Annotated in this window: 27 protein-coding genes and 1 riboswitch; of the genes, 11 read left to right on the top strand and 16 right to left on the bottom strand. The window is 70.1% G+C overall.

What is annotated here, in order from left to right; all coding sequences use genetic code 11:
* Positions 1-37: 37 nt before the first annotated feature.
* A complete protein-coding gene (locus C9J87_RS12525; protein ID WP_010832269.1) occupies positions 38-544 on the top strand; it encodes a SigE family RNA polymerase sigma factor in 507 nt (168 codons plus the stop codon).
* On the top strand, positions 541-1,716 hold the full coding sequence (locus C9J87_RS12520; RefSeq protein WP_010832270.1) for a hypothetical protein: 1,176 nt from the start codon (positions 541-543) through the stop codon (positions 1,714-1,716). The genes C9J87_RS12525 and C9J87_RS12520 overlap by 4 nt, the downstream gene beginning before the upstream one ends.
* 7 nt (positions 1,717-1,723) lie before the next feature.
* Here C9J87_RS12520 and C9J87_RS12515 read toward each other — a convergent pair whose 3' ends face one another.
* From C9J87_RS12515 to C9J87_RS19990, 4 genes are all read right to left on the bottom strand, one after another.
* The gene (locus C9J87_RS12515) at positions 1,724-3,862 is read right to left on the bottom strand and encodes an MMPL family transporter (RefSeq protein ID WP_010833966.1); all 2,139 of its coding nucleotides are present in this window, start codon (positions 3,860-3,862) and stop codon (positions 1,724-1,726) included.
* A 98-nt stretch (positions 3,863-3,960) separates the two neighbouring features.
* Positions 3,961-5,007: a hypothetical protein gene (locus C9J87_RS12510; RefSeq protein ID WP_107705674.1), complete on the bottom strand. Its 1,047-nt coding sequence runs from the start codon at positions 5,005-5,007 to the stop codon at positions 3,961-3,963.
* A gap of 25 nt (positions 5,008-5,032) precedes the next feature.
* Complete coding sequence (locus C9J87_RS12505; RefSeq protein ID WP_010833964.1) at positions 5,033-5,869, bottom strand: glycerophosphodiester phosphodiesterase family protein; 837 nt, start codon at positions 5,867-5,869, stop codon at positions 5,033-5,035.
* Between the two features lie 36 nt (positions 5,870-5,905).
* Positions 5,906-6,058: a hypothetical protein gene (locus C9J87_RS19990; RefSeq protein WP_198652342.1), complete on the bottom strand. Its 153-nt coding sequence runs from the start codon at positions 6,056-6,058 to the stop codon at positions 5,906-5,908.
* An 83-nt stretch (positions 6,059-6,141) separates the two neighbouring features.
* On the opposite strand from C9J87_RS19990, the gene C9J87_RS12500 reads away from it, so the two are divergent.
* The 3 genes from C9J87_RS12500 to C9J87_RS12490 all read left to right on the top strand — a co-directional run bounded on the left by C9J87_RS12500 (position 6,142) and on the right by C9J87_RS12490 (position 7,913).
* Positions 6,142-6,453, top strand: coding sequence for a hypothetical protein (locus C9J87_RS12500; protein ID WP_010833963.1), 312 nt, complete (start codon positions 6,142-6,144; stop codon positions 6,451-6,453).
* Between the two features lie 67 nt (positions 6,454-6,520).
* Positions 6,521-6,757, top strand: a complete 237-nt coding sequence (locus C9J87_RS12495; protein WP_010833962.1) for a hypothetical protein — start codon at positions 6,521-6,523, stop codon at positions 6,755-6,757.
* 28 nt (positions 6,758-6,785) lie between these two features.
* Positions 6,786-7,913: a carbon-nitrogen hydrolase family protein gene (locus C9J87_RS12490; RefSeq protein ID WP_232820042.1), complete on the top strand. Its 1,128-nt coding sequence runs from the start codon at positions 6,786-6,788 to the stop codon at positions 7,911-7,913.
* A 9-nt stretch (positions 7,914-7,922) separates the two neighbouring features.
* Here the strand turns inward: C9J87_RS12490 and C9J87_RS12480 are convergent, their stop codons facing one another.
* Positions 7,923-8,687 carry an enoyl-CoA hydratase/isomerase family protein gene (locus tag C9J87_RS12480; protein ID WP_232820041.1) on the bottom strand — a complete coding sequence of 255 codons (765 nt, stop codon included), beginning with the start codon at positions 8,685-8,687 and terminating at the stop codon, positions 7,923-7,925.
* A 23-nt stretch (positions 8,688-8,710) separates the two neighbouring features.
* Positions 8,711-9,439, bottom strand: coding sequence for a PaaX family transcriptional regulator C-terminal domain-containing protein (locus C9J87_RS12475; protein ID WP_107705672.1), 729 nt, complete (start codon positions 9,437-9,439; stop codon positions 8,711-8,713).
* 89 nt (positions 9,440-9,528) lie between these two features.
* On the opposite strand from C9J87_RS12475, the gene C9J87_RS12470 reads away from it, so the two are divergent.
* Complete coding sequence (locus C9J87_RS12470) at positions 9,529-10,356, top strand: SDR family oxidoreductase (RefSeq protein WP_010833958.1); 828 nt, start codon at positions 9,529-9,531, stop codon at positions 10,354-10,356.
* A 29-nt stretch (positions 10,357-10,385) separates the two neighbouring features.
* On the opposite strand, the gene C9J87_RS12465 is transcribed toward C9J87_RS12470, so the two are convergent.
* Both C9J87_RS12465 and C9J87_RS12460 read right to left on the bottom strand, forming a co-directional pair.
* Positions 10,386-11,369 (bottom strand): serine protease, encoded by a 984-nt coding sequence (locus C9J87_RS12465; RefSeq protein ID WP_107705671.1) that lies wholly within the window; start codon positions 11,367-11,369, stop codon positions 10,386-10,388.
* Positions 11,318-11,959 (bottom strand): LysE family translocator, encoded by a 642-nt coding sequence (locus C9J87_RS12460; protein ID WP_107705670.1) that lies wholly within the window; start codon positions 11,957-11,959, stop codon positions 11,318-11,320. The genes C9J87_RS12465 and C9J87_RS12460 overlap by 52 nt, the downstream gene beginning before the upstream one ends.
* 130 nt (positions 11,960-12,089) lie before the next feature.
* Positions 12,090-12,152, top strand: a riboswitch (guanidine-III (ykkC-III) riboswitch).
* A gap of 13 nt (positions 12,153-12,165) precedes the next feature.
* Here C9J87_RS12460 and C9J87_RS12455 point away from each other — a divergent pair.
* Entirely contained in the window at positions 12,166-12,480 is a 315-nt protein-coding gene (locus C9J87_RS12455; protein WP_107705669.1) for a DMT family transporter, read from the top strand.
* 92 nt (positions 12,481-12,572) lie between these two features.
* The gene (locus C9J87_RS12450; protein ID WP_107705668.1) at positions 12,573-12,935 is read left to right on the top strand and encodes a VOC family protein; all 363 of its coding nucleotides are present in this window, start codon (positions 12,573-12,575) and stop codon (positions 12,933-12,935) included.
* 76 nt (positions 12,936-13,011) lie between these two features.
* Here C9J87_RS12450 and C9J87_RS12445 read toward each other — a convergent pair whose 3' ends face one another.
* Complete coding sequence (locus tag C9J87_RS12445; protein WP_010833954.1) at positions 13,012-13,506, bottom strand: tetratricopeptide repeat protein; 495 nt, start codon at positions 13,504-13,506, stop codon at positions 13,012-13,014.
* A 113-nt stretch (positions 13,507-13,619) separates the two neighbouring features.
* On the opposite strand from C9J87_RS12445, the gene C9J87_RS19985 reads away from it, so the two are divergent.
* Entirely contained in the window at positions 13,620-15,056 is a 1,437-nt protein-coding gene (locus C9J87_RS19985; protein ID WP_198652341.1) for a hypothetical protein, read from the top strand.
* Positions 15,057-15,068: 12 nt separating this feature from the next.
* Here the strand turns inward: C9J87_RS19985 and C9J87_RS12435 are convergent, their stop codons facing one another.
* Genes C9J87_RS12435 through C9J87_RS12415 form a run of 5 tightly spaced genes read right to left on the bottom strand, consistent with a single transcriptional unit; the run spans position 15,069 to position 21,642 of the window.
* Positions 15,069-16,217, bottom strand: coding sequence for an acyl-CoA dehydrogenase family protein (locus C9J87_RS12435; RefSeq protein WP_010833952.1), 1,149 nt, complete (start codon positions 16,215-16,217; stop codon positions 15,069-15,071).
* On the bottom strand, positions 16,210-17,115 hold the full coding sequence (locus C9J87_RS12430) for an oxygenase MpaB family protein (RefSeq protein ID WP_010833951.1): 906 nt from the start codon (positions 17,113-17,115) through the stop codon (positions 16,210-16,212). The genes C9J87_RS12435 and C9J87_RS12430 overlap by 8 nt, the downstream gene beginning before the upstream one ends.
* The gene (locus C9J87_RS12425) at positions 17,103-18,143 is read right to left on the bottom strand and encodes an LLM class F420-dependent oxidoreductase (RefSeq protein ID WP_010833950.1); all 1,041 of its coding nucleotides are present in this window, start codon (positions 18,141-18,143) and stop codon (positions 17,103-17,105) included. Before C9J87_RS12425 ends, C9J87_RS12430 begins: the two co-directional genes overlap by 13 nt.
* Before the next feature lie 41 nt (positions 18,144-18,184).
* A complete protein-coding gene (locus C9J87_RS12420; protein WP_107705667.1) occupies positions 18,185-19,933 on the bottom strand; it encodes an ABC transporter ATP-binding protein in 1,749 nt (582 codons plus the stop codon).
* Positions 19,930-21,642, bottom strand: coding sequence for an ABC transporter ATP-binding protein (locus C9J87_RS12415; protein WP_010833948.1), 1,713 nt, complete (start codon positions 21,640-21,642; stop codon positions 19,930-19,932). Before C9J87_RS12415 ends, C9J87_RS12420 begins: the two co-directional genes overlap by 4 nt.
* A gap of 117 nt (positions 21,643-21,759) precedes the next feature.
* Here C9J87_RS12415 and C9J87_RS12410 point away from each other — a divergent pair, with 117 nt between their 5' ends.
* The gene (locus tag C9J87_RS12410; RefSeq protein ID WP_157953185.1) at positions 21,760-22,776 is read left to right on the top strand and encodes a glycerophosphodiester phosphodiesterase family protein; all 1,017 of its coding nucleotides are present in this window, start codon (positions 21,760-21,762) and stop codon (positions 22,774-22,776) included.
* 52 nt (positions 22,777-22,828) lie between these two features.
* Positions 22,829-23,917 carry a glycerophosphodiester phosphodiesterase gene (locus tag C9J87_RS12405; RefSeq protein ID WP_107705665.1) on the top strand — a complete coding sequence of 363 codons (1,089 nt, stop codon included), beginning with the start codon at positions 22,829-22,831 and terminating at the stop codon, positions 23,915-23,917.
* 3 nt (positions 23,918-23,920) lie between these two features.
* Here the strand turns inward: C9J87_RS12405 and C9J87_RS12400 are convergent, their stop codons facing one another.
* Positions 23,921-24,259, bottom strand: coding sequence for a hypothetical protein (locus C9J87_RS12400; RefSeq protein ID WP_010833945.1), 339 nt, complete (start codon positions 24,257-24,259; stop codon positions 23,921-23,923).
* 8 nt (positions 24,260-24,267) lie between these two features.
* Complete coding sequence (locus C9J87_RS12395) at positions 24,268-25,443, bottom strand: PspC domain-containing protein (RefSeq protein ID WP_010833944.1); 1,176 nt, start codon at positions 25,441-25,443, stop codon at positions 24,268-24,270.
* Between the last annotated feature and the right edge of the window lie 131 nt (positions 25,444-25,574).

Raw genomic sequence — 25,574 nt, 5'->3', positions numbered from 1 at the left:
GTGCAGAATCAACCGCTGGAGGAAGGGGAGCTCGACGATGACACGCAACATCGACGACAGTTTCGTCGAGTTCGTCGCTGCCCATCGCGCCCGACTGTTCCGCACGGCCTACCTGCTCGTCGGTGACGCGCACCGCGCCGAGGACATCGTGCAGACCGCCCTGACCAAGCTGTACGTCGCCTGGTCGCGCGTCGCATCGGTCGACAACGTCGAGGCCTATGCCAGGCGGGCGGTCATCAACGCCCACCTCAGCGAGCACCGCCGGCCGTGGCGCCGCGAGCGGCTCGTCCTCGACGACATCGAGCCGCCGGCGGTGCACGACCCCGATCCCGGCGAGGGCGATGCGCTGTGGACCGCGCTGCGCGGACTGCCCATCGGCCAGCGCCGGATCGTGCTGCTGCGCCACTACTGGGGACTCTCGGTCGCCGAGACCGCGGCCGACCTCGGGATCGGCGAGGGCACCGTCAAGCGCCAGACCTGGACCGCGCTCAACAGCCTGCGGTCGGTCCTGGGCACCACTGAACTGAACGGGGGACACCGATGAGCACCGACGATCTTCACGCTTTCGACCTTCACGACGAGGACCTGCGCCGTCGCTTCGACGCCCTCGCCGCCCGTGCCGACATGCCCGTCGTCGATCCGCTCGCCGACGTCCGCCGAGCCCGGGAGGCGCGCCGCCGCAACCGGGTCGTCAAGACCGGCGTCGGGCTGGTGGCGGCTGCCGCCGTCTCGGCACTGGTCCTCGGCAACCTCGCCGACGGCGATGTCGACGCCGGGCAGCACATCGCGAACGACCCGACGCCCAGCGAGACCGCCACCACGAAGTGGGACCTGCCGGGAGTCCTCTCGCAGGGCACTCCCGATGCCGAGACCTTCGGCGACCAGGTCAGGCGCCTGCTCGACCGCCCGGACGACGACAGGACCATGGTGGACGCCTCCTACGTCCTGGGTGAAACGAGCGCGGTGTCCTACCGCACCCAGTGGGATACAGGTGACTTCGTCGTGGTCACCGCGGGTGTGAGCCGCGAGGCCGTCCGCTGGGACGGCTTCACTGACGTCACCAGCCATCCCCTCGGCAACGGCGAGGGTGTCGGCGAGCGGGGCACGTCCGCTGGGGGAGAGATCCGCGGCTACGTCTTCGACCAGCCAGACGGTGACGTGGTGGTGGTCCAGCTGGCTGCCCGGGGAGAGCCCAGCCTGTCCGCCGACCTGATCGACACCTTGCTCACCGAGCTCGACGTGCCGGCATCCACGCTCACCGCCGCTGAGGCCTGGGCCAACACCCTGCAGGTCATGGGGATCGATGGGCTGAACGGGCACGACCTCATGACCCGCGCGCCCATGGCACTCAGCGACGTCCCCTCGATGCACGGCCGGGTCTTCCAGGGGGACCGCAGGAGCAGGTTCGAGACCGGACGAGTCCAGTGGCACGCGCAGGCGCTGAGCGCCGACACCCCCGACTGCCCGTCTGCCTTCACTGACTGCCGCACCATGCAGATCGAGGGGGAGGCCTTCCTGGCCAAGACCGTCGCGGGCGGCGAGCGCGAGGGCTGGCTCTACCTCGAGCGCGATCACGGCGACGTACGCGCCCAGGTCGTCCTCGAGCCCTACGAGGACGGATGGTCCGTGCCCGTGGAAGCGGCCGCCGAGCTGTTGCTCGACGGCCGCTGGAGCAGCTTCGCCCCGGAGTCCTCGGTGCCCTACCCCGAGGGCTAGTGCCCGATCAGTGGACGGTCTCGATCGGTCCGGCGATCTCCTCGACCGTGAGCTCGTGGTCGTCGCGGTCGAGCTTGCTCGGCCACCAGATCTTGCCGCCGAGGTCCATGTTGATCGCGGTGACGAGCACCGAGCGGACGATCATCGTGTCGAGGATGACACCGAGGGCGACGGCGACACCGAGCTGGGCCAGGAACACCACCGGGATGGTCCCGAGCACCAGGAACGTCGCCGCGAGCACCAGGCCGGCGCTCGTGATCACGCCACCGGTCGAGGTCAGCGCCACCAGTGAGCCCTTGCGGGTGCCCAGGTGCATCGTCTCCTCGCGGACTCGCGTCATCAAGAAGATGTTGTAGTCGATGCCCAGCGCGACCAGGAACACGAAGGAGAACAGCGGGAACCCCGGGTCGGAGCCGGCGAAGCCGAAGACGTGCTTGAACAGCAGGGAGCTGATCCCGAGCGCGGCCCCGAAGGACAGCACGACTGTGCCCATCAGGATCAGCGGCGCCAGCACCGAGCGCAGCAGCGCCACCAGGATCAAGAACACCACCAGCAAGATGATCGGGATGATCAGCACGTTGTCGGCGTTGGCTGCCTCCTTGGTGTCGAGGTAGAACGCCGACCCGCCGCCCACCAGGGCGTCGGCGCCGTCCACCGCGTGCACGGCGTCGCGCACGGCCTGGACGGCCTCGAACGCGGCCGGTGACGACGGGTCGGAGTCGATCGTGGCCTCGATGAAGGCCACGCCGTCCTTGACGACCGGAGCCTGGGGCGCCTCGACGCCCGTGATGCCGGTCATCGCCTCGGCGACGGCGTCACCCTGCTCGGCGTTGGCGACGACGGCCACGGTGTTGGACTGGTCGACCAGACCGTGCTCCACCAGCGTCTTCTGGCCGGTGATCGACTCGAACTCCTTGGTGTAGGTGTCCTCGGTCGACAAGCCGTTGGTGTCGAGGGTGAAGAGCCCCAGGCAGCAGACGGCCAGGATGAGGCTCGTGCCGACCCAGACCCGGCGCGGCTTGGGCGCGATCTTGCGGCCGACCTTGGCCCAGACGCCGGTCTGCGTGGGCTCGGGCGAGCCGAACGCGGGGCGGCGCGGCCAGAAGATCCAGCGCCCCGTGATCACCAGCAGGGCGGGCAGCAGCGTCACCATGACGACGAACGTCACCGCGATGCCGATGGCGGCCACCGGACCGAGGCCGGCAGTGGAGTTCATCTCGGCGAACAGCAGGCACAGCATGCCCAGCACCACGGTCGCCGCACTGGCGAGGATGGCGGGCGCGGCACGGTGCAGCGCGAAGGCCATCGCCTCGTGCCGGTTGTCGTGGCGACGGAGCTCCTCTCGATAGCGCGCCACCAGGAGCAGGGCGTAGTCGGTGCCGGCGCCGATGACCAGGATCGTGAGGATCGCCTGGGACTGCCCGTTGACGGTCAGGTCGGCGTACTTCGCGAGGAGGTAGATCAGGGCCTGGGACGAGACGAGCGCGAACATCGCGCACAGGATCGGCAGCACCCACAGCACCGGGCTGCGGTAGGTGAACAGCAGGATCAGGATCACGACGCTCAACGTCGCGAAGAGCAGCGTGGTGTCGATGCCGCCGAAGGCCTCGGCCGCGTCCGCGGCCTGCCCGCCCATGCCGGCGACATAGACCTCGACGCCGTCGATCTGGGCAATGCCGCGCAGCTCGTCGGCTGCGTCGGGCAGGGCGTTCCACCCGTCCTTGCCGAAGTTGAACGTGACCTGGGTCTGGGCGACCTCGCCGTCCTCCGAAACGGCGGGGAACCCGAACTGCTCGGCCGTGGCCGGGCTGACGACGGGGGCCTGGGCGGCCTCGTCGATGCCCTCGAGCGCGGCGAACTCGGTCGCCTGCTCCTCGATGGCGGCGAGGTCGGCCTCGGTCAGGCCGCCCTCGCGCTCGTAGACGACGAGGGTGGGGATCGCGTTGACGTCCTGGAAGGCGCCGAGCTTGTCGAGCGCGCGGGTCGACTCAGCGCTCTCGGGCAGCCACGAGGACGCCTCGTTGTTCTGCACGTCGACGAGCTTGGAGGCGAACATGGAGGACCCGACGGCGATGGCCAGCCAGGCGATGAGAACGATCCACTTGGTGATGGGGCCGGTCAGCGAACCGGCGATCTGTCGATGCATGAGGACAAGTCAACCGGAGCCCACCGACGCCACGCATCCGGATTGACCCTGAGGCAGCCTCAGGGTCCCCGAGGTTTTACCCCACGTTGGGCACGCGGTCAGCGGACCTGCAGCCGGGACGGGGTCTCCATGTCCCCGTCGTCGGCGACCGGCGCGACGGCGTACTCCATCGAACCGTCGAGACCGAGCCGCACGATCGCCCACTCGGCGTCCTGGTAGGTGACGACCAGCAGGTGGGTCGAGTCCTCCCAGACCGCGTCGAAGTAGACCGCGCTGGTGCCCTTGCGGTCGCTCGCCCACGAGCGCTCGAGGGCGCCCGAGCGCAGGTCGAGCAGGTCGAGGTCGGAGGGACCGAAGCCGTCGGAGTAGGCCGGTTCACCGAGGACGTGCTGCTTGTCGGGCGAGATGTCGCCGAACTGGTTGTCGCAGGTGCGCCAGCGGTTGCGTTGGCCCCTCTTCATCACGCTGCACGAGCCGGCGTCCAGGATCTTGGTGAGGCCGCCGGTCCAGCGACCCTTCGCGGTGCTGACCCACTTCAGGCCGGTCTCGTCGACGATGCCGTGGGAGGTGACGTACCAGCTGGTCCGGCCGCGGCTCGAGTTCACGAGCACCGCGCAGCCGTTGCTGGTGGCGTCCTCCTTGCAGTAGCCGTTGGTGACGTGGGCCGGGGTCCCGAACTGCTTGCTCGGGATGGACGGCATCCGCAGCACCCGGTCGCCGTCCTGGTCGATGACGCGCACGCCGCCACGACGGACCGTGAAGGCGACCGCCTCGCCGTCGGGCGACGTCGCCAGGCCGTAGCCGGTGCGCCAGCTGGAGCGACCGGGCGAACCGCTCGCGCTGACCCAGCGGGTGGTGGGGCGGGCGGCGGTCGTGGTGTCGAACGACTGGACGACATAGCCCGATCCCATCGGCGCGAACGCGTTCATCCGACCCGCGACGGGGGTCGTGGTTCCCCCGGGTGCGTGGATGGTCGTCCTGGAGCCGGTCGTCTCGGACCAGGCGAGCCTGGGCGCGGCGCCGGTCTTGAGCGAGGAGACGTCGAAGATCGTCGTGGGCGGTGCGGGTGCAGTGGCCTGCGAGGCCGGGCCGACGAGGGCCAGGGCCAGCGGTGCGACGGCCAGGGTCGTGAGGAGTCGCTTCATGTCTGGTCTGACGTTTCGACCGTGCTCAAAGGTTGCGTGGCGGGAACGATTGCGGCAGCGAGAGTCCCTCGGCCTCGAGCACGGCGCGGAGCCGGTCGGGGTAGTTGGTGATCAGGCCGTCCACACCGAGCCGGACGAGCGCGGCCATCGTCGGCGGGTCGTCGACGACGTACGGAATGACCTGCAGGCCGGCGGCATGGGCGCCGTCGACGAGCTCGCCGTCGGCGAACGCGACGTAGGCCTCGTCGTCGACGCCGCCGAGGAAGGGGCTGCCGTGGATGGGGGAGACCGCGTCGAAGCCCTGCTCGGCCGCGGTGGTGAGGAACTCCTCGGCCACGTCGAGGCCGCCGAACCAGCGCGACGGGCCGTCCTTGTCGGGCTTGAGGTACTTCGGGGAGACGAGCAGGTTGCGGCGGACGCCCGGCTCCTCCTTGCCGACGAGGTCCAGGACGCCCCAGTCGAAGCACTGGACGGCAGTCCTGTCCACCAGGCCGTCGATGCGGATCGCGTCGAGGGTGACGGCGACGAATTCGGCTCGTGTCGTCAGCTCGGCGGCCGCCATCGCGTCGAACTTGATCTCGAGATTGAGGCGTACGCCGCGGGCCGCGCGCTCGTCGAGGAGGGCTGCGACGTCGCGGAGCAGGGGCATCGACGGCGGCAGGTCCGCGCGCGTGAGGCGGCGGATCAGCCGCGCGTCGGCGAGCGCCGGGTCGTGGCTGACGACCACGTCGTCCTCGCGGGTGAGGTGCACGTCGAGCTCGAGCGTGGAGACGCCGAGGGTCAGGGCGCCGCCGAAGGCCTCGAGGGTGTTCTCCGGGTGGAGTCCGGCACCACCGCGGTGGGCCTGCAGGTCGAAGGTCACGCGTCCTCCCTGGGTCGGGCTCTCGATCCTAGGAGGTCAGGCGGCGCGCCACGTCGCTCCGGGCATCACGACGGGCGCGCAGTCGCAGGCGTCGCTGCACGCGAGGTGCGTGTGCAGCGCGTGTCCGCACCGCGGGCACGGAAGGTCGTGCGACAGGTGGACGGTGTTGATCTGGACGGTGTCCCACATGGTCGTGCCTCCGAATCTTCCTTGGGTACTCTCATAAGGACCACGAACGGCACCCGCGGAATACGACAGAGGCGACACAACACATGGTGGCGAGCCGATCAGCTCGCGAACGGAAGGCCGCCGTCGAGGCCGGCCCGCTCGCGACGGCCAAGATCGACCTGGATGCGCAGCAGCAGTTCTCCTACAAGGTCGCCTGCACCGTGTGCCGCAACACGGCGTCACGGGGCACGCGCCCGCGGGCCTGGTCGACCTACCGTCCCGGCGGCGACAACGGCTACATGGCGGCGATGGACCGGTGGATCTTCCACCTGGTCGAGAAGCACCCGGGCGTCGAGGCGCCGTGCCTGGCCTATCTCGAGGCCGCCCAGCAGCGGCTCCACGAACGACGCGAGTAGCCGGTCACACTTCGGCGGCCGCTCACGTCATCCAGGTGAGAGTGTCACTTCGACGTGAGGAAGACCCATGAAGACCATGACCTGCAAGCAGCTCGGCGGCCCCTGCGACCTCGCCCTGGCGGGACAGACCGCCGACGAGGTGATCAAGGCCCAGGACAAGCACCTCAAGGACCTGGTGGCCCAGGGCGACGAGGCCCACGTGCCCGCCCGCAACGAGATGAAGGGCCGCTGGAAGCGGCCCGTCGCCGGGATGGGCTGGTACCGCGACGTGAAGCGCGCGTTTGCAGAGCTGCCTGAGGGGTGAGGGCGCGGCGGCCTGCCAAGATGCGCGGATGAGCCTTGCGATGGCCACCTGCCAGCCCACCGCCTCCTCCGATCCCCGTGCCAACGGCGCCGAGGTACGGCGGATGTTGCGGGTCGCTGCAGCGGCGGGCGCGCGGCTGGCCCACTTCCCCGAGGGGTTCCTGTCTGGCTACGCCGTGGCGGACGTGGCCGCCTGGGAGGACGTCGACTGGTCCGCCGTACGCCGCGAGCTCGAGGAAGTTGCCGCACTCGCCGGTGAGCTCGGGATCTGGGTGGTGCTCGGGTCCGCGCACCCGCTGACCCCGCCGCACTGGCCGCACAACAGCCTCTACGTGATCTCCGACCAGGGGGAGCTCGTCGACCGCTACGACAAGCGGAAGTGCTCGAACACCGAGCTCACCCGGTTCTACACGCCGGGGTTCGAGCCGGTGGTGGTCGACGTCGACGGCTTCCGCTTCGGCCTGGCGCTCTGCATCGAGGTGAACTTCGAGGACCTGTTCGCGGAGTACCGACGGCTCGGGGTCGACTGCGTGCTGCTGTCGGCATATCCGGTCGACTCGATCTTCGAGACCAAGGCCCGCGCCCACGCCGCGATCCACAACTACTGGCTGAGCCTGTCGGTGCCCGCGCAGAGAACGCACCTGTTCCACTCCGGACTCATCGGACCGCACGGCGAGGTGCTGGCCGACGTCGGCAGCGAGGCGGGGCTGGTGATCGGGACGCTGGACCGGGGCGACCCCGCACTCCACGTCGCGCTCGACCTCGCCAAGCCCTGGCGGGCGCTGGCGCGGGCGGGCGACATCTACGAGGAGCGCCGCGTCGATGACGAGCGGAGCCGCTTACGCACCGAGTCGGCCGAGGCAAGGGTCATCACGCTCTGCGGTTCGACCAGGTTCGAGGCCGAGTTCGCGGAGGTCAACCAGCGGCTCACGATGGACGGGTACGTCGTGATCAGCCTCGGGATGTTCGGGACAGTCGACGGCTCGGACCTGAAGGAGCGGCTGGGCGCGTTGCACTTCCAGAAGATCCGCATGGCCGACGAGGTGTACGTCGTGGATCCGGGTGGCTATCTGGGTGAGTCGACCCGACGGGAGATCGCCTACGCCGGGTCGCTCGGCAAGCCCGTCCGGTACCTGAGTCGCGAGCGCCCCGCCTGACGATTCGGCTCAGCGGCCGGCGAACTTCGCGACCAGCGTCCGGGCCTCCGGCGTGGTGACTGCCTGCGAGATGGTCTGCGCCTCGTCAGCGCCGGTCTCGGCCCGGGTCGCCGTCCACGAGGAGCGGATCAGCCGACGGGCCTGGCCGAGCGCGAACGGCGGCTTCGTCGCGAGCTTCGCGGCGAGCTCGGTCGCGGCGGCCTCCAGCTCGTCGTCCTCGACGACGGTGGTCACCAGACCCCAGTCGCGTGCCTCGGCCGCGGAGAGCACCCGGCCGGTGAGTGCCAGCTCGAGCGCCCGCTGCTGCCCGACCGCGCGCGGCAGCAGCCAGGACAGTCCGCAGTCCGGGGTCAGCCCCACGCCGGCGTAGGCCGTGAGGAACTTCGCCCCTGCTCCACTGACGACCACGTCGGCGCTCAGCACGACGGCGAGGCCGGCGCCGGCGGCAGCCCCCTGGACCGCAGCCACGACGGGCTTCTCCATCTGGCCCAGTCGCTGCAGTGCGCCGTCGAGCTCCTGCGCCAGCTCCAGGAGGTACGCCGCGGGGTCCTGCGAGGCGGCCATCGAGGAGACGTCACCGCCGGCGCAGAAACGTGCGCCGTCACCGGTCAGCAGCACCACGGCGACCGACGGGTCGGCACTCGCGCGGTCCACGGCAGCTCCCAACGACTGCGCGGTGGGCAGGTCGAACGAGTTCGACGCGTCGGGGCGGGCCAGTGCGATGGTGGCCACTCCGCCGTCGACGGAGTAGCGGATGCCGGTCAGCTCGGTCATGGGATCTCCTGGGTTGTTGGGGGTCAGTCAGAGGGGGTGGTGAAGAGCCAGGGCTTGTAGTCGGCGTACGCAGCGCGGAGCTCGTCGCCGGGCCACCCGTCGGGGAGCAGGTTGGTCGGCAGCACCGGGTCGGCCACCAGGTGGCGCACGGCGGCAGCAGTGGCGGTGAAGCGGGTGTTCGCGTCCTCGCTGCCTGTCGCGTCCAGCAACGCGCGCCCGCGCGTCGACCACGCGTCGAGGTCCCAGAGCTGACCGACGAGGTCAGCGGCGTCCTCGACAGGTCGCACCACCATCCGGCGGCACGTGGTGTCGAGGCGTTCGGGCCAAGGACGCTCCAGGTTGTCCGGGCGCATCCACACGCCTTCGCGCAGCTCGGCCAGGCCGAGCCCGGTCAGATCGCCGCGCAGGTCGGACCGGTCCGCCGGACTGCGGCCGACGGCAGTGATCACCACCAGCTCCCAGTCACCGGACCAGTCACGCAGTCGTGGGCTGACCGACGCGTCGACCCGGCGGCGGCGCTCCATCAGTCGGGGGGAGAGCGTGTAGCTCCTGTCCTCGCGGAGCATCTCGCCGGAGGAGACCATGCGCGAGGCAGCCACCCGTGCCGTGGCCTCGGCGTAGCCGACCCGGGTCGCCGCAGCGCAGATCTGGCTCGCGCTCAGGCTGGGCGGGTCCGCCGCGAGCAGGATGGTCAGGATCGCCGAGCGCGCGGAGACGGGCCGCAACAGCGGGGCGTCCTCCGTCGTCGTCACATGCGAACCTTACAGTCTTGGCACAGTCGTAGACAATCTGTAAGGTCGGTCGGGCAGTCCGTCCCACACCGACCCCCCCAGGAGCGACCATGACCGACCAGCGCCTCGACGGCCGCACGATGATCATGTCCGGCGGCAGCCGCGGGATCGGCCTGGCGATCGCCGTCGCCGCTGCCCGCGAGGGCGCCAACGTGGTGCTGCTCGCCAAGACCGACAAGCCGGACCCTCGGCTGCCCGGGACGATCCACACCGCCGCTGCCGAGATCGAGGCGGCCGGCGGGCAGGCGCTCGCCGTGGTCGGCGACGTCCGCGACGAGGCGTCCGTGGAGGACGCGGTGGCGCAAGCGGTCGAGCGGTTCGGCGGCATCGACATCGTGGTCAACAACGCGTCCGCGATCGCGCTGGACCCCACCGAGACGCTGCCGGTCAAGCGCTTCGACCTGATGGTCAGCATCCAGCTGCGGGGCACCTACCTGCTGTCCAGCAAGGCGCTCCCTCACCTCCGCGAAGGCACGAACCCGCACATCCTGTCGCTGTCGCCGCCGGTCAACCTGGACCCGAAGTGGCTCGGCGCGCACCCGGCGTACACGCTCGCGAAGTACGGCATGTCGATGCTCACCCTCGGCTGGGCCGCGGAGTACGCCGAGCACGGCGTCGCGGCGAACTGCCTCTGGCCCGAGACGATGATCGCCACGGCCGCGGTTCAGAACCTGCTCGGCGGCGACGACGTGATGAGCAAGACGCGGACGCCGGAGATCGTCGCCGACGCTGCCGTCGAGATCCTCTCCCGCCCGGCCCGCGAGTGCACCGGCAACACGTTCCTCGACGTCGACGTGCTCGCCGAGGCCGGCGTCACCGACCTCAGTCAGTACGGCGGCACCGGCGAGCTCGAGTGGGACATCTTCATCGACCGCTGATGCGGACTTCCCCGTCGAGGCGTCAACGATCAGCGGCGCTTGCGTCCCTTCTTGGCGCCAGTGGTCCCCGTAGCGGTCGTCGAGGTGATGAACGTGTGGATCGACGCGTTGTTGACCTCGCCGTAGACACCCGGGAAAGCGGGTACGGCGCAGCCGAGTCCGTAGCTGACGATGCCGACCTGGACCTGGCGACCGTCGGCGAGGGTGCCGAACAGCGGGCCACCCGAGTCGCCCTGGCAGGAGTCACCACCCAGCGTCTCGGCACAGATCTCGGACTCCGGCTGGAAACCCATCAGCCCGTTCGTCGTGCAGTTCTCGTCGGCGACCGCCTTGACATCGACCGCCTTCAGGTCCGCCGGAATGAGGGGCGAGCCGAAGAACTCGGTCCCCCAGCCGGCGACCGTGAGCGGCGCGCCGTCCTGCTCGAGACTGTTGTTGGTGAGCGGGACCAGGGGGATCGCCGGCGAGGCGATGTCGGAGGTGACGTGGATCAGCGCCGCGTCGAAGGTGCCGGTCTTTTCGTAGTCGGGGTGCACGATGATCCGGTCGACCGACAAGGTCTGCCCGGTCGAGAGATCGTCGATGTTGGTCCGGCCGACACCGACCTGGATGTCTCGCGGGTTGGTGTCCACCATGCAGTGGGCAGCTGTGAGCACCCACTGCTTCGCGACAACGGAACCACCACAGAAGTGGCCGTCAGTCCTGAGGAGCCCTTGTCCTGGATCGACGCCATGAACGGGAACTCGCCGTCCTGGGCTTGGTAGCCACCGACGATGGCGCCGGCCGGGCTGCTCGTGAGGCCTGAGGCGAGAGCGAGGCCGAGGCCGGTCAGGCCGACGGTCAGACGGGACGGGAGACGCATGGTGGTCCTTTCGGAGGTGGTCCAGACCTTTGCCCAACGAGCCGACCACCACTCGGGTTATCCCGCTCCGTCGTGCCGGAGCCGGCAAGGTCGTGGGGCTCAGGGTTGAGCGGTGGCAGGCTGCGCCAGCCCCAGATGGACCGCGAACCATGCGAGGAGTCCGCTAGCCGCGATGCGCACGATGTGATCAGCCCGGCGGCTACGAGCAAGGACGCTGGCCAGTGTTGCCGCCGCCACGACCCAACAGATGTTGACGAGCGTGGCCACGGCAATCTGCACGAGGCCCAGCTGCATCGTCTGCGCCCAGATGCTCGCGCCGTCGGGGTTGATCAACTGCGGCAGCAGCGCTGCATAGAACAGGGCGATCTTCGGATTGAGAAGGCACGTCGCGAGTCCCATTGCGTACAGCCTGCTGGCCGAGTGCCGCCGCCCATCGCCGGGCCGGAAGACAGAGCTGCCCTTGCGGATCATCGAGATCGCCAGCCAGAGCAGGTATGCGGCGCCCGCGACCTTTATTGCTACGAACAGCAGAGGAACCGTGGAAAAGAGGACCGCTAGTCCGACTGTGGTGGCGAGCAGGTAGGCCATGAACCCCGTGACGACGCCGCCCAATGAAACAAGGCCGGCGAGACGACCTTGAGTCAGCGACCTCGACACGAGGTACATCGAGTTCGGTCCGGGCGTGATGGCCAAACCGAACGTGATGAGCGCGATTCCGAGTGCCGCGGTCCAAGAGATCACGCGCCTGAGCCTCACTCAGGACGGGGGCAACGGCAACCCGATAGGCGCGTGGATCTCATCACGACAGCGCGTATCGCGGCATCGCAGACCCCTTGCGAATTCACCCTGACGCGCCTGGCTACCTAAACTGGAAGTGAGCCGAGAGGGCTCGCCCGGACGAGGGAGCCGTACCCGGAACGCCAAGACGGCCACCCGAGGAGTCCGTCATGGCGTGGTTGGTTCTGGTCCTTTCCGGTGTTCTCGAGGCCGTCTGGGCTGTGGCCCTCGGCAGGTCGGAAGGCTTCTCGCGACTGACCCCGACGCTGGTGTTCCTGGTCGGCCTCGGGCTCAGCATGGGCGGCTTGGCCTACGCGCTGCGCACCCTCCCCGTGGGGACGGGGTATGCGGTCTGGGTGGGCGTCGGAGCTTCGCTGACGGTCCTGTACGGTATGGCGTCGGGCGACGAGTCGGTCTCCGTCATCAAGGTGCTGTTGCTGATGGGTCTGCTCGGTTGCGTGATCGGTCTCAAGCTCGCCCACTGAGGTGCCCGATCCGCGGCAAACTCGGGCAGATCGTGGGGCTAGCACAATCCGTCGACCGCGGCATATCTTGACGTCAAGAGAGAGGGGTTGGCATGCCGATCATTGGGCTTGACCACGTACAAGTGGCGCTGCCGCCTGACAGCGAGCAAGTCGCCCGACGGTTCTACGGCGACGTACTGGGAATGATAGAGATTCCGAAGCCTGCGGCCTTGGCTGCTCGCGGTGGGTGCTGGTTCGAGTCCGGATCAGCCGTGCTGCACCTCGGGGTCGAGGAGCCCTTTGTCGCCGCCCGCAAAGCCCACCCGGCCTTCTTGGTAGATGACCTGGACGCACTTGAAGGCATGTTGGTCTCGGTCGGACACGAGTGCGTTCGGGCTGACGGCCAGATCCCCGGCGTCCTGCGATTCCACACCTACGATCCCTTTGGAAACCGAATCGAGTTCCAGCAGGCCTAGGACGGACCGCCACCACACTCACTCGCGGCACAACGGGACGACCGCACCCACGCGGTCTGCGGCAGATCCGATCGGATCAGTCGGTCGCCTCGGTGAGCGCATGCGCGTAGTTTGCAGCGGATCGCTGGTAGCGCGGCAGGTGCGGAACCAAGGCTTCGATGCACAGTCGAAGGGCTTCATCGTGGCGGCCGGCGTCCCGTAACGCGAGGGCAAGGAAGACGGCCCGTGCGTCGCCGATGCTGGGGTCCGGCGTCGTTGCCTCCAGCATTGCGATCGCCTCGTCGACGCGACCCAGGTTTCGAAGCGTCGATCCTTGCTGGATATTCAGCTGCGCGAGGCGTGCGCCCGCGAGGCCAAGTTCACGCGCTGCCGCGTAGTGCGCGTTCGCCTCAGCCTCATATCCGGTCGAGTCGTAGATCCCGCCAAGTTCGAACTGGGCGTCGGGGTCGTCTGGCCCGCGTTCGGCCGCGAGTTCCCGCATGGCCGCGACGGCGCGGGCACGGTAGTCAAGATCGACGGTGCTCCAGAAGTGAGCGACGCGTGGTTCCCAGTCTTCCGAATCTGCAGCCATGCCGGAACCATATTCGCGCCCCGCAAGGGAGCCTGGCGATCCGGCCTCAACTCGGCAGATCCGAGCATCCGCCGTGAGGCGTCATTGTCGGTGGTCCCTGCTTGAGTGGATCCATGCCGACGACGACCGCTCTCGAAGGCCTGACCGAGGACCAGCTCCTCGCTCACGCCGAGACGGTCGCGCGCGCACAGCGCGAGGCCGAGGCAGAGACGCTGCGCATCGCGGTCCAGCACGCGATCCTCAACAACGCCGACCGCCTCGACCGCGACGAGGCCCGACGACCCGGGCGCGAGCAGGCCAAGCGGCTCGGGGGAGCGGGGACGCCCGAAGTGCTCGAGTTCGCGCCGGCCGTCCTCGGCGCGCGGCTGCAGATGTCGACCGGGGCTGCCCACTCGCTGATGGCCGACGCCCTCGACATCGCTCACCGCCTGCCCCGGCTGTGGCGCCGCGTCGAGGCGCTCCAGGTGAAGGCGTCCTACGCCCGCTTCGTCGCCCGCAAGACCCGTGACCTCGGCGTCGAGCAGGCGGCGTACGTCGACAGGCGGGTCCACCAGGCTGCTGACGGCCGGATCCCGTGGACCCGGTTCGAGGCGCTGGTCGAAGGGGCCATCGCGGCCAGCGACCCCGCCGCCACGGCCGAGCGCGAGCGCGAGGCCGCGACCCGACAGTTCGCCAACCCCACCCGCTCCACCGACGCCGGCCTGCGCGGCTTCTACGTCCGCGCCCCGCTGCACGTCATCGCGCGCCTCGACGCGATGGTGACCCACATCGCGCGCATCCTGCTTGAGCTCGGCGACCCTGACCCCGAGGACCAGCGGCGCGTGAAGGCGGTGCTCATCCTCACCGACCCGGAGCGCGCCCGCGAGCTGCTGGCGCACTACGCCGCCTGGCAGCACCGGTCCGACGACCCAGCGGCGGCCGACCCCTGCGCCGAGCACGAGCCAGCCTCACCCCGCACCGGGCCGAAGCCCGAGGTCGACTGGGCAGCGCTCATGCCGACGGTGGTCCTGTTCCTCCACGCCTACGCAGGCGCACAGGAGACCGGCATCGTCCGCGTCGAGGGACACGGGCCCGTCACCGATGACTGGATCCGCCGCCACCTCGGACCCCACGCCACGATCACCGTCACCCCGGTCTGCGACCTCGACGGCCAGGCGCCCGTCGACGCCTACGAGATCCCCGACCGACATAGACGGGCCGTGCATCTGATGACGCCGGCCGACACCTTCCCCTGGGGAGCATGCCTCTCCCGCACCCAGCAGATCGACCACACCGTGCCGTTCCGACACGGTGCGGACGAGGGCGCCGGGCAGTCGAGGGTGGGCAACTACGGGCCGATGACCCGCTTCCACCACCGGATCAAGACCCACGGTGGCTGGCAGGTGCAGCAACCGTTCCCCGGCATCTACGTCTGGCGCGACCCCCACGGAGCGATCTACCTCGTCGACCACACCGGGACGAAGCGACTGGATCAGGCCGGCCAGCGGCAGCACCAAGCAGCGAGCCGGGCAGAGCTCTTCTTCCGAGATGCCCTGACGCTCGCCGCGTGAGGCGGCCGGGGCCTACAGCCCCAGCATCCGCCCGATGATCTCCTTCTGGATCTCGGTCGTGCCGCCGTAGATCGTCTGGATCCGGCTGTCGACGTAGGCCTTGGAGATCGGGTACTCCGACATGTAGCCGTAGCCGCCGTGCAGCTGGACGCCGGTGTCGACGACGCGCTTCTGCAGCTCGGTGGTCCACCACTTCGCCATCGCGGCGAGCGAGGTGTCGACGTCCCCGGCGTTGAGCCTGCGCACGCAGTCGTTGACGAAGACCCGCGCGATGTGGGCCTCGGTGGCCATCTCGGCGAGCACGAACCGGGTGTTCTGGAACTTCCCGATCGGGCGACCGAAGGCCTCCCGCTCCTTGGCGTAGGACAGGCACATGTCCAGCACGTGCTCGATCGCGGCCACCGCGATGACGGCGATGGAGATGCGCTCCTGGGGGAGGTTGACCATCAGCGAGATGAAGCCGGAACCCTCCTCGCCGAGCAGGTTGGCCTTGGGCACGATGACGTTGTCGAAGGACAGCTCGGCGGTGTCCTGCGCCTTGAGGCCCATCTTGTCCAGGTTGCGACCGCGCTCGAAGCCCTCCATGCCGCGCTCGACCACCAGCAGGCTGATGCCCTGGTGTCCGGCGTCGGGGTTGGTGCGCGCGACGACGATGACGAGGTCGGCCAGGATGCCGTTGCTGATGAAGGTCTTGGACCCGTCGAGGACGTAGTGGTCGCCCTTGTCGACCGCCGTCGTCCGGATGCCCTGGAGGTCGGAGCCGGCGCCCGGCTCGGTCATCGCGATGGCGGAGATGAGCGAGCCGTCCACCAGGCCCGGCAGCCAGCGCCGCTTCTGCTCGTCGTTGGCCAGCGAGCTGATGTAGGGAACGATGATGTCGGTGTGCACGGGGAAGCCGAGCCCGCTGGCACCGATCCGGCTGATCTCCTCGGCCATCACCATGTTGTAGCGGAAGTCCTTGATGCCGGGGCCGCCGAACTCCTCCTCCACGTCGAAGCAGAGCAGGCCCATCTCGCCGGCCTTGCGCCAGACGTCGCGATCGACCTGGCCGTCCTTCTCCCACTGCTCGTGGAACGGCTGCACCTCCTTCTCCATGAAGGCGCGCGCCGTGCGGCGGAAGTCCTCGTGCTCCTGCTCGAGGATGGTGGGGCGTTCAGGCATGGGCTTTCCCTTCGTCGTGCGCGTTGAGTCTGTGCAACATGGAGAGTGGTCCGAGATCGGTCAGGTGGTGGCCGTCGGGATAGGTGACGGCCCGGTGGACGTACGGCGCCTCGCGGGGCGCCGCGAACCGCAGCGCTCGTCCTCGCAGACGCAGCGAACGGCGTACGAGCGAGACGAACCAGCGGGGCTGCGCCGGCAGGCCGAGCGCGACCCGCAGCGGCTCGTCCATCAGCGCGATCGTCACGCGCCGCACGAGCGGGCGGGCCGGGGCCGGTGCGACGGTGCGCGCGATGTCGATCGAGGCCTCGGCGAGCGCGGTGTTGGCCGGGTCGGGGGAGAAGTGCGCGCGCTCGAAGTCGAGCAGCAGCTGCAGATAGCCGTCGTACGTCGACGGCAGCCCCTTGATCCCCATCAGCTCGCCGAAGCGGGTGGTGACCCGGGTGATCGCGACCAGCTCCTTCGGGTCGAGCGGGCGCCAGCCGTAGGCCGAGATCCAGCGGACCGGTCCGACGATGGTGGTCGCCAGGACATAGGCGAACTCGTCGTTGGGGATGTCGTAGTGGCCGTGGATCTTGTTCAGGCGTCGCACCGCCGCGTGCCCGCGAGACGAGTCGATGCCCTCGATCGTCGACTCCTCGCCGATCAGGATCGTGTCGTCGTAGCGCTTCACGCCGTCGCGCTCGAACTCGCCCGTGTGGTGCAGCAGCCGGGAGATCGACGGGACGCCGTAGTCGCGCATGAACGCGATCCCGGTGCCTTGCACGTAGTCCCACGGGAACTCGTGGCGCGCGGTCAGGTTGGTGATCTCGTCGTAGTCGACCTCCGGGTCGAGGCCCTGGATGCGGCGGAGGTTGTCGTAGCGACGAGGGTGGGCCAGGCGCCTGGTCAGGAGACCCACTCCTTCACCTGCGCAATCGCCGCCGCCGGGTCGTCGGTCACCGGGGTGAGCGACAGGTTGGTGACCCCGGACTCCTTGAACGCCTCGATCCGCTCGCGGACGTAGGACGCGGGGCCGACGAGGTTGGCGGCCTCCAGCCACTCGAGCGGCACCAGCGCCTCGGCCTCCTTCTTCTTGCCGGAGAGGTAGAGGTCCTGGATCTCGGTGGCCTCCTTCTCGTAGCCGTAGGCGCAGGCGACGTCGTTGTAGAAGTTCTTGCCCTTCGCGCCCATGCCGCCGACGTACAACGCGTAGAGGGGGCGCGCGAAGTCGAGCAGCGCCTTCGTCTCCGGGCCCTCGCCGATCGCGAGCATGCCGCCGGCGTTGACCTGGAGCGGGCCGAGGTCGGCCGAGCGCTTCGCGGCGCCGGCCGCAAGGGCGTCACCCCAGACGAGGTGGGCCTTCTCGGGGTGGAAGAGCATCGGGATCCAGCCGTCGGCGATCTCGGCGGTCTGCTCGACCGACTTCTCGCCCAGCGCGGCGATGTAGATCGGGATCGAGTCGCGCTCGGGGTGGGTGAGGATCTTCAGCGCCTTGCCGAGCCCGGTCACCGCGCCGTCCGCCTTGGTCAGCGGCAGCTTGATCAGGCCGTCGTTCTCGAGCCGTTCGCGCTTGAGGCCGCGGCGCACGATGTCGATGACCTCGGCGGTGCGGGCCAGCGGCTTGGAGTAGGGCACGCCGTGGAAGCCCTCGATCACCTGCGGCCCGCTGGCACCGAGCCCGAGGATCGCGCGACCGCCGGAGACGTTGTCGAGACCGGCCGCGGTCTGCAGCAGCGCGCCGGCGGTGCGGGAGTAGACGTTGAGGATCGCCGAGCCGATCTCGATCGTCTCGGTCCTCGCCGCGAGGTAGCCCATCAGCGTCGGCGCGTCGAAGCCGTAGGCCTCCGCGACCCACACGGTGTCGAGGCCGGCCTGCTCCAGCTGCGTCACCTGGTCGGCGGCCTCGCGAGGGTTGCCGGCATACATCAGCGGCATGGAGAGCTTCATGCGCCAACTGTGACACCATTACTGTCACAATCGCAACAGGGTCACGACTTCCCGTGCCAGGAGTCCCACAGCGCGGCGTACGAACCACCCGCGGCGACCAGCTCGTCGTGCGACCCGAACTCGCTGATCCGCCCGTCCTCGCACACCGCGACGCGGTCGGCGTCGTGCGCGGAGAAGAGCCGGTGCGCGATCGCGATCACGGTCCGTCCTTCGAGTACGGCGGCGAGCGAGCGCTCGAGGTGCCGGGCTGCTCGAGGGTCGATGAGCGAGGTCGCCTCGTCGAGGACCAGCGTGTGGGGGTCGGCGAGCACGAGCCGCGCCAGCGCGATCTGTTGGGCGTGCGCGGCGGTGACGGCCCGCCCGCCGGAGCCGATGACGGTGTCCAGACCGGCCGGTAGGGCAGCCACCCACTCCGCTGCGTCGACCGCCGAGAGGGCGGCGTGCACCTCCTCGTCGGAGGCGCCGGGCCGGGCGAGGACGAGGTTCTCGCGGAGTGTGCCGACGAAGACGTGGTGCTCCTGGGTGACGAGCGCGACGTGACCGCGCAGCTCGCCGAGCGGCAGCTCGACGAGCCCCACGTCACCGACGGTGACCGAGCCGGACCGCGGCGGGTGGATCCCCGCCAGCAGCCGCCCGAGGGTCGACTTGCCCGCACCTGACGGACCGACCATGGCGATCCGCTCGCCGATCCCGACGTCGAGGTCGACGCCGTGGAGCACGTCGCGCCCCTCGACGTACGCGAACCGGACGTTCTGGGCGTCGAGCTTCTCGGACGACGGGACGCGCCCGGAGACCGAGCGGTCGTCGGGCACCTGGGCCACGCCGAGCAGCCGCGCGAGCGCGGCGGCACCGAGCTGGAGCTCGTCGAGGATGGACACGATCCGGTCGACCGGATCGATGAGCATCTGCACGTAGAGCGTCGCCGTCGTGACCTCGGCCAGCGACACCGAGCCCTGGGTGTAGAGGTAGCCGCCGAAGAGCAGCGTGCCGACCACGGGCAGGAGATAGCTGAGCTCCATGCTCGGGAAGAACACGGTCCGCAGGTGCAGGGTGTACTTCTCGGCCGTGAACGAGTCGGCACAGTCCCGGTCGCACATGTCGACGCGCTTGGCGCCCAGTCCGAGGGCCTCCACCGTGCGCGAGCCCTCGACGGTCTCGGAGAGCGTCGTGGTGATCTGCGAGTAGGACGCGGTCTCGGCGAGGTAGCCGTCCTTCGCGCGGGCGAGGTACCACCGCAGGCCGATCACCAGCGGCAGCAGCGCGAGCAGGCACGGCAGGGCCACCCACCAGCCGACGCTGAGCGCGGCGGCGAAGGTCAGCACCGCCGAGACGACCGCGATCGTCCACTCGGGCAGGGCCCAGCGCACCGACCAGCCCAGCCGGTCGATGTCGGAGCCGGTGCGGGTCAGCAGGTCGCCGGAGCCGGCGGCCTCGACGGTGCCGACGGGCAGCGCGAGGGTGTTGGCGACGAAGTCCTCGCGGAGCTCGGCGAGCACCAGCTCGCCCATCACCTGCGAGCGGTAGCGCGCGAACCGGGTGAGCACCGACTGCAGCACCAGGAAGATCGCCAGCCAGATGACGATCTCGTCGACGTGCGACCGGGTCGTGCCCTCCTCCACCGACTCGACGAGCTCGCCGAGCAGGCGGGGGGCGGCCAGCGCGGTCAGCGCGGCGAGCACGTGCAGCCCGAGAGCGGTCCACAGGAGGCGGGGGTGCCGGTGCGCGACCTGGCCGACATAGCGGCGTACGGCGCGACCGTCGGCGATCGGAAGTCGGGTCGTGACACTCATACCGCTGCCTCCACGTCCCGCACGACGACGGTGCGGTACGCCGCCACGTCGGCCAGCAACGACGCGTGGGTGCCGACCGCGGCGACCCGCCCGTCGACCAGGAACGCCACCTCGTCGACGGCGTCCAGCAGGAGCGGGCTCACCGTCGTGACGACCGTGGTGCGACCCGCTCGGTGTGCCCGCAGCCGGGCCGCGATCCGCGCCTCTGTGTGGGCGTCGACGGCGCTGGTCGGCTCGACCAGCACCAGGATCTCGGGGTCGGCCGCGAGCGCGCGGGCCAGCACCAGGCGCTGGCGCTGGCCGCCGGAGAAGGAGCGCCCCTTCTCGGTGACGACGGACTCGAGCCCGTCGGGGAGCGCCTCGAGGATGTCCTCGGCGGAGGCGGTGAACAGGGCCTTCTCGACGTCGCCGCTGCCGCGCTCGTCGATGCGGTCGGCGAGGCGCCCCGCAAAGAGGGCGGCACCGGTGTCGGAGACCATGACCCGCTCGCGGACGTCCGCGTGGCGCAGCGACGTCAGCGCGATGCCACCGAGCGACACGTCGTCGTCCTGCTCGGCCGCGCACAGCCCCAGCCGGTCGGCGAGCAGCGCCGAGTCGTCGGGCTGGTCGCTGACGATCGCGGTGATGATGCCGGCCCGGACGTGCAGGCCGGAGCGAAGGTCGACCAGCTCCGAGCCCGGAGGCGGGGGAGCGACGGGGGACGACGGCTCGACCACGTCCGGCTCCAGTGCCAGCACCCGGCACACGCGCGACGCCGCGACCCGGCCGCGGATCAGCTTGTTGGCGAACTCCGTCGCCGTACGCAGCGGCAGCATCAGGAACGCGGAGTAGCCGTAGAACGCGACCAGCTCGCCGGCGGTGATCGCGCCGGTGACGGCCGAGCGGGCGCCGAGCCAGACCACGAGCACCACGAAGGTGCCGGGCAGGAAGACCTGGAGCGCGTCGAGCACCGACTGCAGCTTGGCGACGTTGACCGCGGCGGTGCGGGTGGCCTGCGACTCGCGGCGGTAGCGGGCGAGGAACACGCCCTCGCCGCCGATGCCGCGCAGCACCCGCAGGCCGCCGACGATGTCGGTGCCGGTGTTGGACAGGTCGGAGCGCATCTGCCGCTCGGTGGCGCTGCGGGCCTGCAGCGGCTTGAGGATCGGGCCCATCACCAGCATCAGCAGCGGCACCCCGATCAGCACGACCAGGCCGAGCTGGACCGAGGTGGACAGCAGGATCGCGGAGACGAGGAGGAAGGACACGATGGCGCCGGCGAAGCGCGCGGTCACGTCCATCACGTTGCCGATGTGGTCGAGGTCGGTGGTGCCGATCGCGATCACCTCACCGGTGCTGACCTTGCGGGGCAGCGAGCCGCCGAGGCGCACCGACTGACGGGTCGTGAGCTGCACGATCCGGTAGGACGCGGTCAGCCAGTTGGTCACCGCGAACCGGTGCCGCATGATGCCGGTGACGGCCTGCAGGAGGCCGATCGCGAGCATCACGCAGGCCCAGAGCACGAGCTGTCGCTGGTCCTTGTCGGCGACGCCGCGGTCGATCGCGCGGCCGAGCACGGCGGGCATCACGGCCTGGCACGACATCCAGATGATGCCGAACGTCATGCCGCCGGCGAGGGTGCGCCGCTGCTGCCGGGCGAGCCACCACAGGAACTTCCCGGGCCCGCGGTGATCGGCGATGCCGGGGTCGGGGACGGGGAGCTGACGCACTCGTCCGAGAGTACGGAGCGCGGGGCCGTCGCGGCGAATGCTTTTCGCCCTGATCTCCTCATGTCGCGTTCACTCCACGGTCGTCGTGACGACGCTCCTCGCGGCCAGCGTGGCCCCATGACCGTGACCTGGCAGGTGCCAGTTCGGGATCGCATCCCGAGCCTGGTCGTCACGCCCGCGATCGTGGGTCATCGCGGGGCCAGCGGGCACCGGCCCGAGCACACGCTCGAGGCCTACCGCACCGCCATCCGGATGGGCGTCGACGACATCGAGATCGACCTCGTCAGCACCCGCGACGGCGTGCTGGTCGCCCGGCACGAGTCGGAGCTGAGCGGCACCACCGACGTCACCGACCACCTCGAGTTCGCGAGCCGCCGCGACACACGCTGCATCGACGGGCACAAGGTCACCGGCTGGTTCACCGAGGACTTCACGCTCGCCGAGCTCAAGGCCCTCACCGCCCGCGAGCGCATGCCCGCGACCAGGCCCGCCAACGCGACCCACAACGGCACCGAGGGCATTGCCACGCTCACCGAGGTCCTGGCCATGGTGCACGCCGAGTCGATGCGTCGCGGGCGCAGCGTCGGGGTGATGATCGAGCTCAAGCATGCCGCCTACTTCGACTCGATCGGGCTGCCGCTCGACGATCCGCTGCTGGCCGCGCTGCACCGCCACGACCTCGACCGGCCGTGGGCGCGGATCAGCCTGATGTCCTTCGAGACCGACATCCTGCGCCGGCTGGCGCTGCGCACGAAGCTGCCGATCATCCAGCTGCTCGACGTGGGGGAGTCGCACGCCGCGCTGTGCACGCCCGAGGGTCTCGCCCGCATCGATGAGTACGCCGACGGCATCGGCCCGCACAAGGGCCTGGTGCTGCCCCGAGATGAGCGGGGCGCCATCGGCGAGCCGTCGAGCCTGGTGCGCGACGCCCACCGCCTGTGGCTGACGGTCCACGTCTGGACGGTGCGCGCCGAGAACCGCTTCCTGCCGACCAACCTGCGCCACGGTGAATCGCCCGACGCGCACGGCGACATGGCCGGCGAGGTCCGCGCGCTGCTCGACGCGGGGGCCGACGGTGTGATCACCGACCACCCCGAGCTGGCCGTCGCGGCTGCCCGCGAGCTCGACACCTGACGTTCATCCCGACCTCGCAGGGCGGCTGCTTGAGCCCGGTTGGGTCGGGGCCATGACAACCCGGAAGACCGTCGCCGCCGTCGCGGCCGCACTCACCCTGTCCACCCTGACCTGCCTGCCCGCCCAGGCAGCCGCACCCGCGGTCGCGGACGGCGAGCAGGCCACCCCGATCGTGATCGGTCACCGCGGTGCCTCGGGCTACCGGCCCGAGCACACGCTGGCGGCCTACAAGCTCGCCATCAAGCAGGGCGCCGCCTACATCGAGCCCGACCTGGTCTCGACCAGGGACGGCGTGCTGGTGGCTCGCCACGAGAACGAGATCTCCGGCACCACCGATGTCGCCGACCGCCCGGAGTTCGCCGACCGGCAGACCACGAAGGTGATCGACGGCGACCCGGTCACGGGCTGGTTCACCGAGGACTTCACCTACGCCGAGCTCAAGACGCTCAACGCCAAGGAGCGCCTGCCGCAGGTGCGTCCCGACAACACCGCCTTCGACGGCGAGCTCAAGGTCCCCACGTTCGACCAGGTCCTCGAGCTGGCGCGCAAGCGTGGCGTGGGCGTCTACCCCGAGACGAAGCACCCGACCTACTTCGACTCGATCGGGCTGTCCCTCGAGGAGCCGCTGGTCGCGGCCCTGCAGGCGCACGACCTCGACGACGCCGAGGACGAGGTGATCATCCAGTCCTTCGAGGTGGCCAACCTGGTCGAGCTCGACCAGGTCGTCGACGTCGACATCGCGCAGCTGGTGAGCTCCAGCGGGGCGCCGTACGACCAGGTCGCAGCGGGCACCGGCGTCACGTATGCCTCGATGCTGACCCCCGCCGGCATCGAGGCGATCGCCGCCTATGCCGACGGCATCGGCGCCAACAAGGACCTCGTGCTGCCGCGCACCGGTGGCGCCACCACGACGCCCTCCGCCCTCGTCGACGACGCCCACGCGGCCGGCCTGGTCGTGCACGTGTGGACGCTGCGTCGCGAGAACCAGTTCATGGCGACCAACTTCCGCGTCGGCACCGACCGCAACGCGCCCGGTGACATGTACGCCGAGACGCAGGCGTTCCTCGATGCCGGGGTCGACGGAGTGTTCTCCGACAACCCCGACATCGCCTCCGCCGCGTTGGCCGACTGGCTCGGCTGAGGGCTAGACCTGCTCGTCCCCGGCGCCGGTCGCGTCGGGCTCGGACCACATCGGCTCGGGCTCGGCGTAGACCGGCGCTTCGGCGTACCCGCCGTCGACATCTGGCTTCGCACGACGCCCGGTGAGCGCCACCGCCAGCAGCCCGGCCAGGCCGGCTGCGAGCCAGGGGAGCGGCAGGAACCAGCGCAGGTCGTCGTTGCCGATCGTGTCCGACTGGAACAGCAGCCAGATGGTGGCCAGCCCGAGGAAGGCGACGCCCATCACGAGGTGGCCGACGCTGACCGGGTGGCGTCCGGAGGTGTCTGCCTCGTGGGAGGACTGGGGGTAGGGGTAGTTGCTCATGGCTGACCTCACTGCTCGCGGACGGTGACCTGGCCGACGCCGAGGTCGATGGTGATGCGCATGTCGGGCACGTCGTTGCCGCCGTTGACGAATCCCTGCTGCGTGGTGTCGATCCCGTCGGACCGCTCCCCGAAGATGTTCAGCTCGCCGACCCCGGCCGACGCGTCGACCGAGACGTCCATGCCGTCGGGGATGACGATCTCGAGGTCGCCGATGCCGCCGTCGATCTCCAGCTCGCGACCGTCGAGGCCCTCGATGTCACGCACCTGGGAGAGGTCGACGGTGAGCTCGCCGGCTCCCATGTCGTAGGAGTCGCGGACCTCGGCCGAGGAGGTCGGGGTGTAGGCGAGGCGGTCGTTGTCGTAGTTGTTGCTCGCCGTGGCGCCGAGGGTGGCGGCGGCCGCGACCAGGCCGATGAAGATGAGCCCGCCGGCCCGGCCCCAGAAGGCACCGAGCAGCAGCATCGCGCCGGTGAGCGTCATCGCCAGGGCGGGATAGGCCGGGTCGGGCACCGCGGTGCCGGAGACGTCGATGAGCCCGAGCGTGCCGATGCCGGTCGCGATCAGCGCGAGGGTGAACCAGAACAGGATCGGGCCCTTCTTGCGCGGGTTGCGGGGCCGGATGTAGGCCGTGGCGGCATAGGGGTGGTACGGCGCCTGCTGGGCCGCCGAGACCTCGCCGGCCTGGTCCGCGGGCGGACCCCAGCCGTGCATCGTCGTCGAATAGCTCGCCGGCTGCCGGTCGCTGTGCTCCTTGCGGTTGAGGAACCAGACGACGAGCAGCCCGATGATCACCACCGGCCACGGGAACCAGAACGCGCCGGCGAAGTCGCCGACGGCGGCGATCGTCGCCAGCACGACGGTGCCGACCAGGGCGATGTTGCGGTTGCGGTCGTCGAGGCCGAGCGGCTGGGCGGGCGTGCCCTCCTCGGGCACGAGCAGCCACATGGCGCCGTACAGCAGGAGACCGGAGCCGCCGAAGAACACCAGCACCACGAGCGCCACGCGGACGATGATCGGGTCGATGTCGAGGTGGCGGGCCAGGCCGCCGGCGACGCCCGCGATGTGGCGGTCGTCGCTGGTACGGCGCAGCCGGCCCAGCTCGAGGACCTCGTTGCGGGAGGTGCGCGGGCCCTGGTGCTCCTCGGGCTCGACCGCCGGCGGTGGGGGAGGTGTGTTCGTCATGGCCCCAACTCAACGCCACCAGCGCGCTGCGCACCATCGGGGACGACCCTGATTGTGGCGCCGGGTCCGCCCGTGGGCCTCAGGGTCTGCTCGGGGTTGCTCCTCATGGTGACCGGCGCGCCAGCCTGCGA

The organism is Nocardioides allogilvus (assembly GCF_003047285.1).
Classification (GTDB): Bacteria; Actinomycetota; Actinomycetes; order Propionibacteriales; family Nocardioidaceae; genus Nocardioides; species Nocardioides allogilvus.
This window is presented reverse-complemented; position numbering and strand designations above follow the sequence as displayed.

What these genes read in the sequence shown, in the direction of transcription:
- C9J87_RS12525 (WP_010832269.1), top strand. Translation starts at nt 38, where the DNA reads ATGACACGCAACATCGACGACAGTTTCGTCGAGTTCGTCGCTGCCCAT.
- C9J87_RS12520 (WP_010832270.1), top strand. Translation starts at nt 541, where the DNA reads ATGAGCACCGACGATCTTCACGCTTTCGACCTTCACGACGAGGACCTG.
- C9J87_RS12515 (WP_010833966.1), bottom strand. Translation starts at nt 3,862, where the DNA reads ATGCATCGACAGATCGCCGGTTCGCTGACCGGCCCCATCACCAAGTGG.
- C9J87_RS12510 (WP_107705674.1), bottom strand. Translation starts at nt 5,007, where the DNA reads ATGAAGCGACTCCTCACGACCCTGGCCGTCGCACCGCTGGCCCTGGCC.
- C9J87_RS19990 (WP_198652342.1), bottom strand. Translation starts at nt 6,058, where the DNA reads ATGTGGGACACCGTCCAGATCAACACCGTCCACCTGTCGCACGACCTT.
- C9J87_RS12500 (WP_010833963.1), top strand. Translation starts at nt 6,142, where the DNA reads ATGGTGGCGAGCCGATCAGCTCGCGAACGGAAGGCCGCCGTCGAGGCC.
- C9J87_RS12495 (WP_010833962.1), top strand. Translation starts at nt 6,521, where the DNA reads ATGAAGACCATGACCTGCAAGCAGCTCGGCGGCCCCTGCGACCTCGCC.
- C9J87_RS12490 (WP_232820042.1), top strand. Translation starts at nt 6,786, where the DNA reads ATGAGCCTTGCGATGGCCACCTGCCAGCCCACCGCCTCCTCCGATCCC.
- C9J87_RS12480 (WP_232820041.1), bottom strand. Translation starts at nt 8,687, where the DNA reads ATGACCGAGCTGACCGGCATCCGCTACTCCGTCGACGGCGGAGTGGCC.
- C9J87_RS12470 (WP_010833958.1), top strand. Translation starts at nt 9,529, where the DNA reads ATGACCGACCAGCGCCTCGACGGCCGCACGATGATCATGTCCGGCGGC.
- C9J87_RS12465 (WP_107705671.1), bottom strand. Translation starts at nt 11,369, where the DNA reads ATGGTTCGCGGTCCATCTGGGGCTGGCGCAGCCTGCCACCGCTCAACC.
- C9J87_RS12455 (WP_107705669.1), top strand. Translation starts at nt 12,166, where the DNA reads ATGGCGTGGTTGGTTCTGGTCCTTTCCGGTGTTCTCGAGGCCGTCTGG.
- C9J87_RS12450 (WP_107705668.1), top strand. Translation starts at nt 12,573, where the DNA reads ATGCCGATCATTGGGCTTGACCACGTACAAGTGGCGCTGCCGCCTGAC.
- C9J87_RS12445 (WP_010833954.1), bottom strand. Translation starts at nt 13,506, where the DNA reads ATGGCTGCAGATTCGGAAGACTGGGAACCACGCGTCGCTCACTTCTGG.
- C9J87_RS19985 (WP_198652341.1), top strand. Translation starts at nt 13,620, where the DNA reads ATGCCGACGACGACCGCTCTCGAAGGCCTGACCGAGGACCAGCTCCTC.
- C9J87_RS12435 (WP_010833952.1), bottom strand. Translation starts at nt 16,217, where the DNA reads ATGCCTGAACGCCCCACCATCCTCGAGCAGGAGCACGAGGACTTCCGC.
- C9J87_RS12425 (WP_010833950.1), bottom strand. Translation starts at nt 18,143, where the DNA reads ATGAAGCTCTCCATGCCGCTGATGTATGCCGGCAACCCTCGCGAGGCC.
- C9J87_RS12420 (WP_107705667.1), bottom strand. Translation starts at nt 19,933, where the DNA reads ATGAGTGTCACGACCCGACTTCCGATCGCCGACGGTCGCGCCGTACGC.
- C9J87_RS12410 (WP_157953185.1), top strand. Translation starts at nt 21,760, where the DNA reads ATGACCGTGACCTGGCAGGTGCCAGTTCGGGATCGCATCCCGAGCCTG.
- C9J87_RS12405 (WP_107705665.1), top strand. Translation starts at nt 22,829, where the DNA reads ATGACAACCCGGAAGACCGTCGCCGCCGTCGCGGCCGCACTCACCCTG.
- C9J87_RS12400 (WP_010833945.1), bottom strand. Translation starts at nt 24,259, where the DNA reads ATGAGCAACTACCCCTACCCCCAGTCCTCCCACGAGGCAGACACCTCC.
- C9J87_RS12395 (WP_010833944.1), bottom strand. Translation starts at nt 25,443, where the DNA reads ATGACGAACACACCTCCCCCACCGCCGGCGGTCGAGCCCGAGGAGCAC.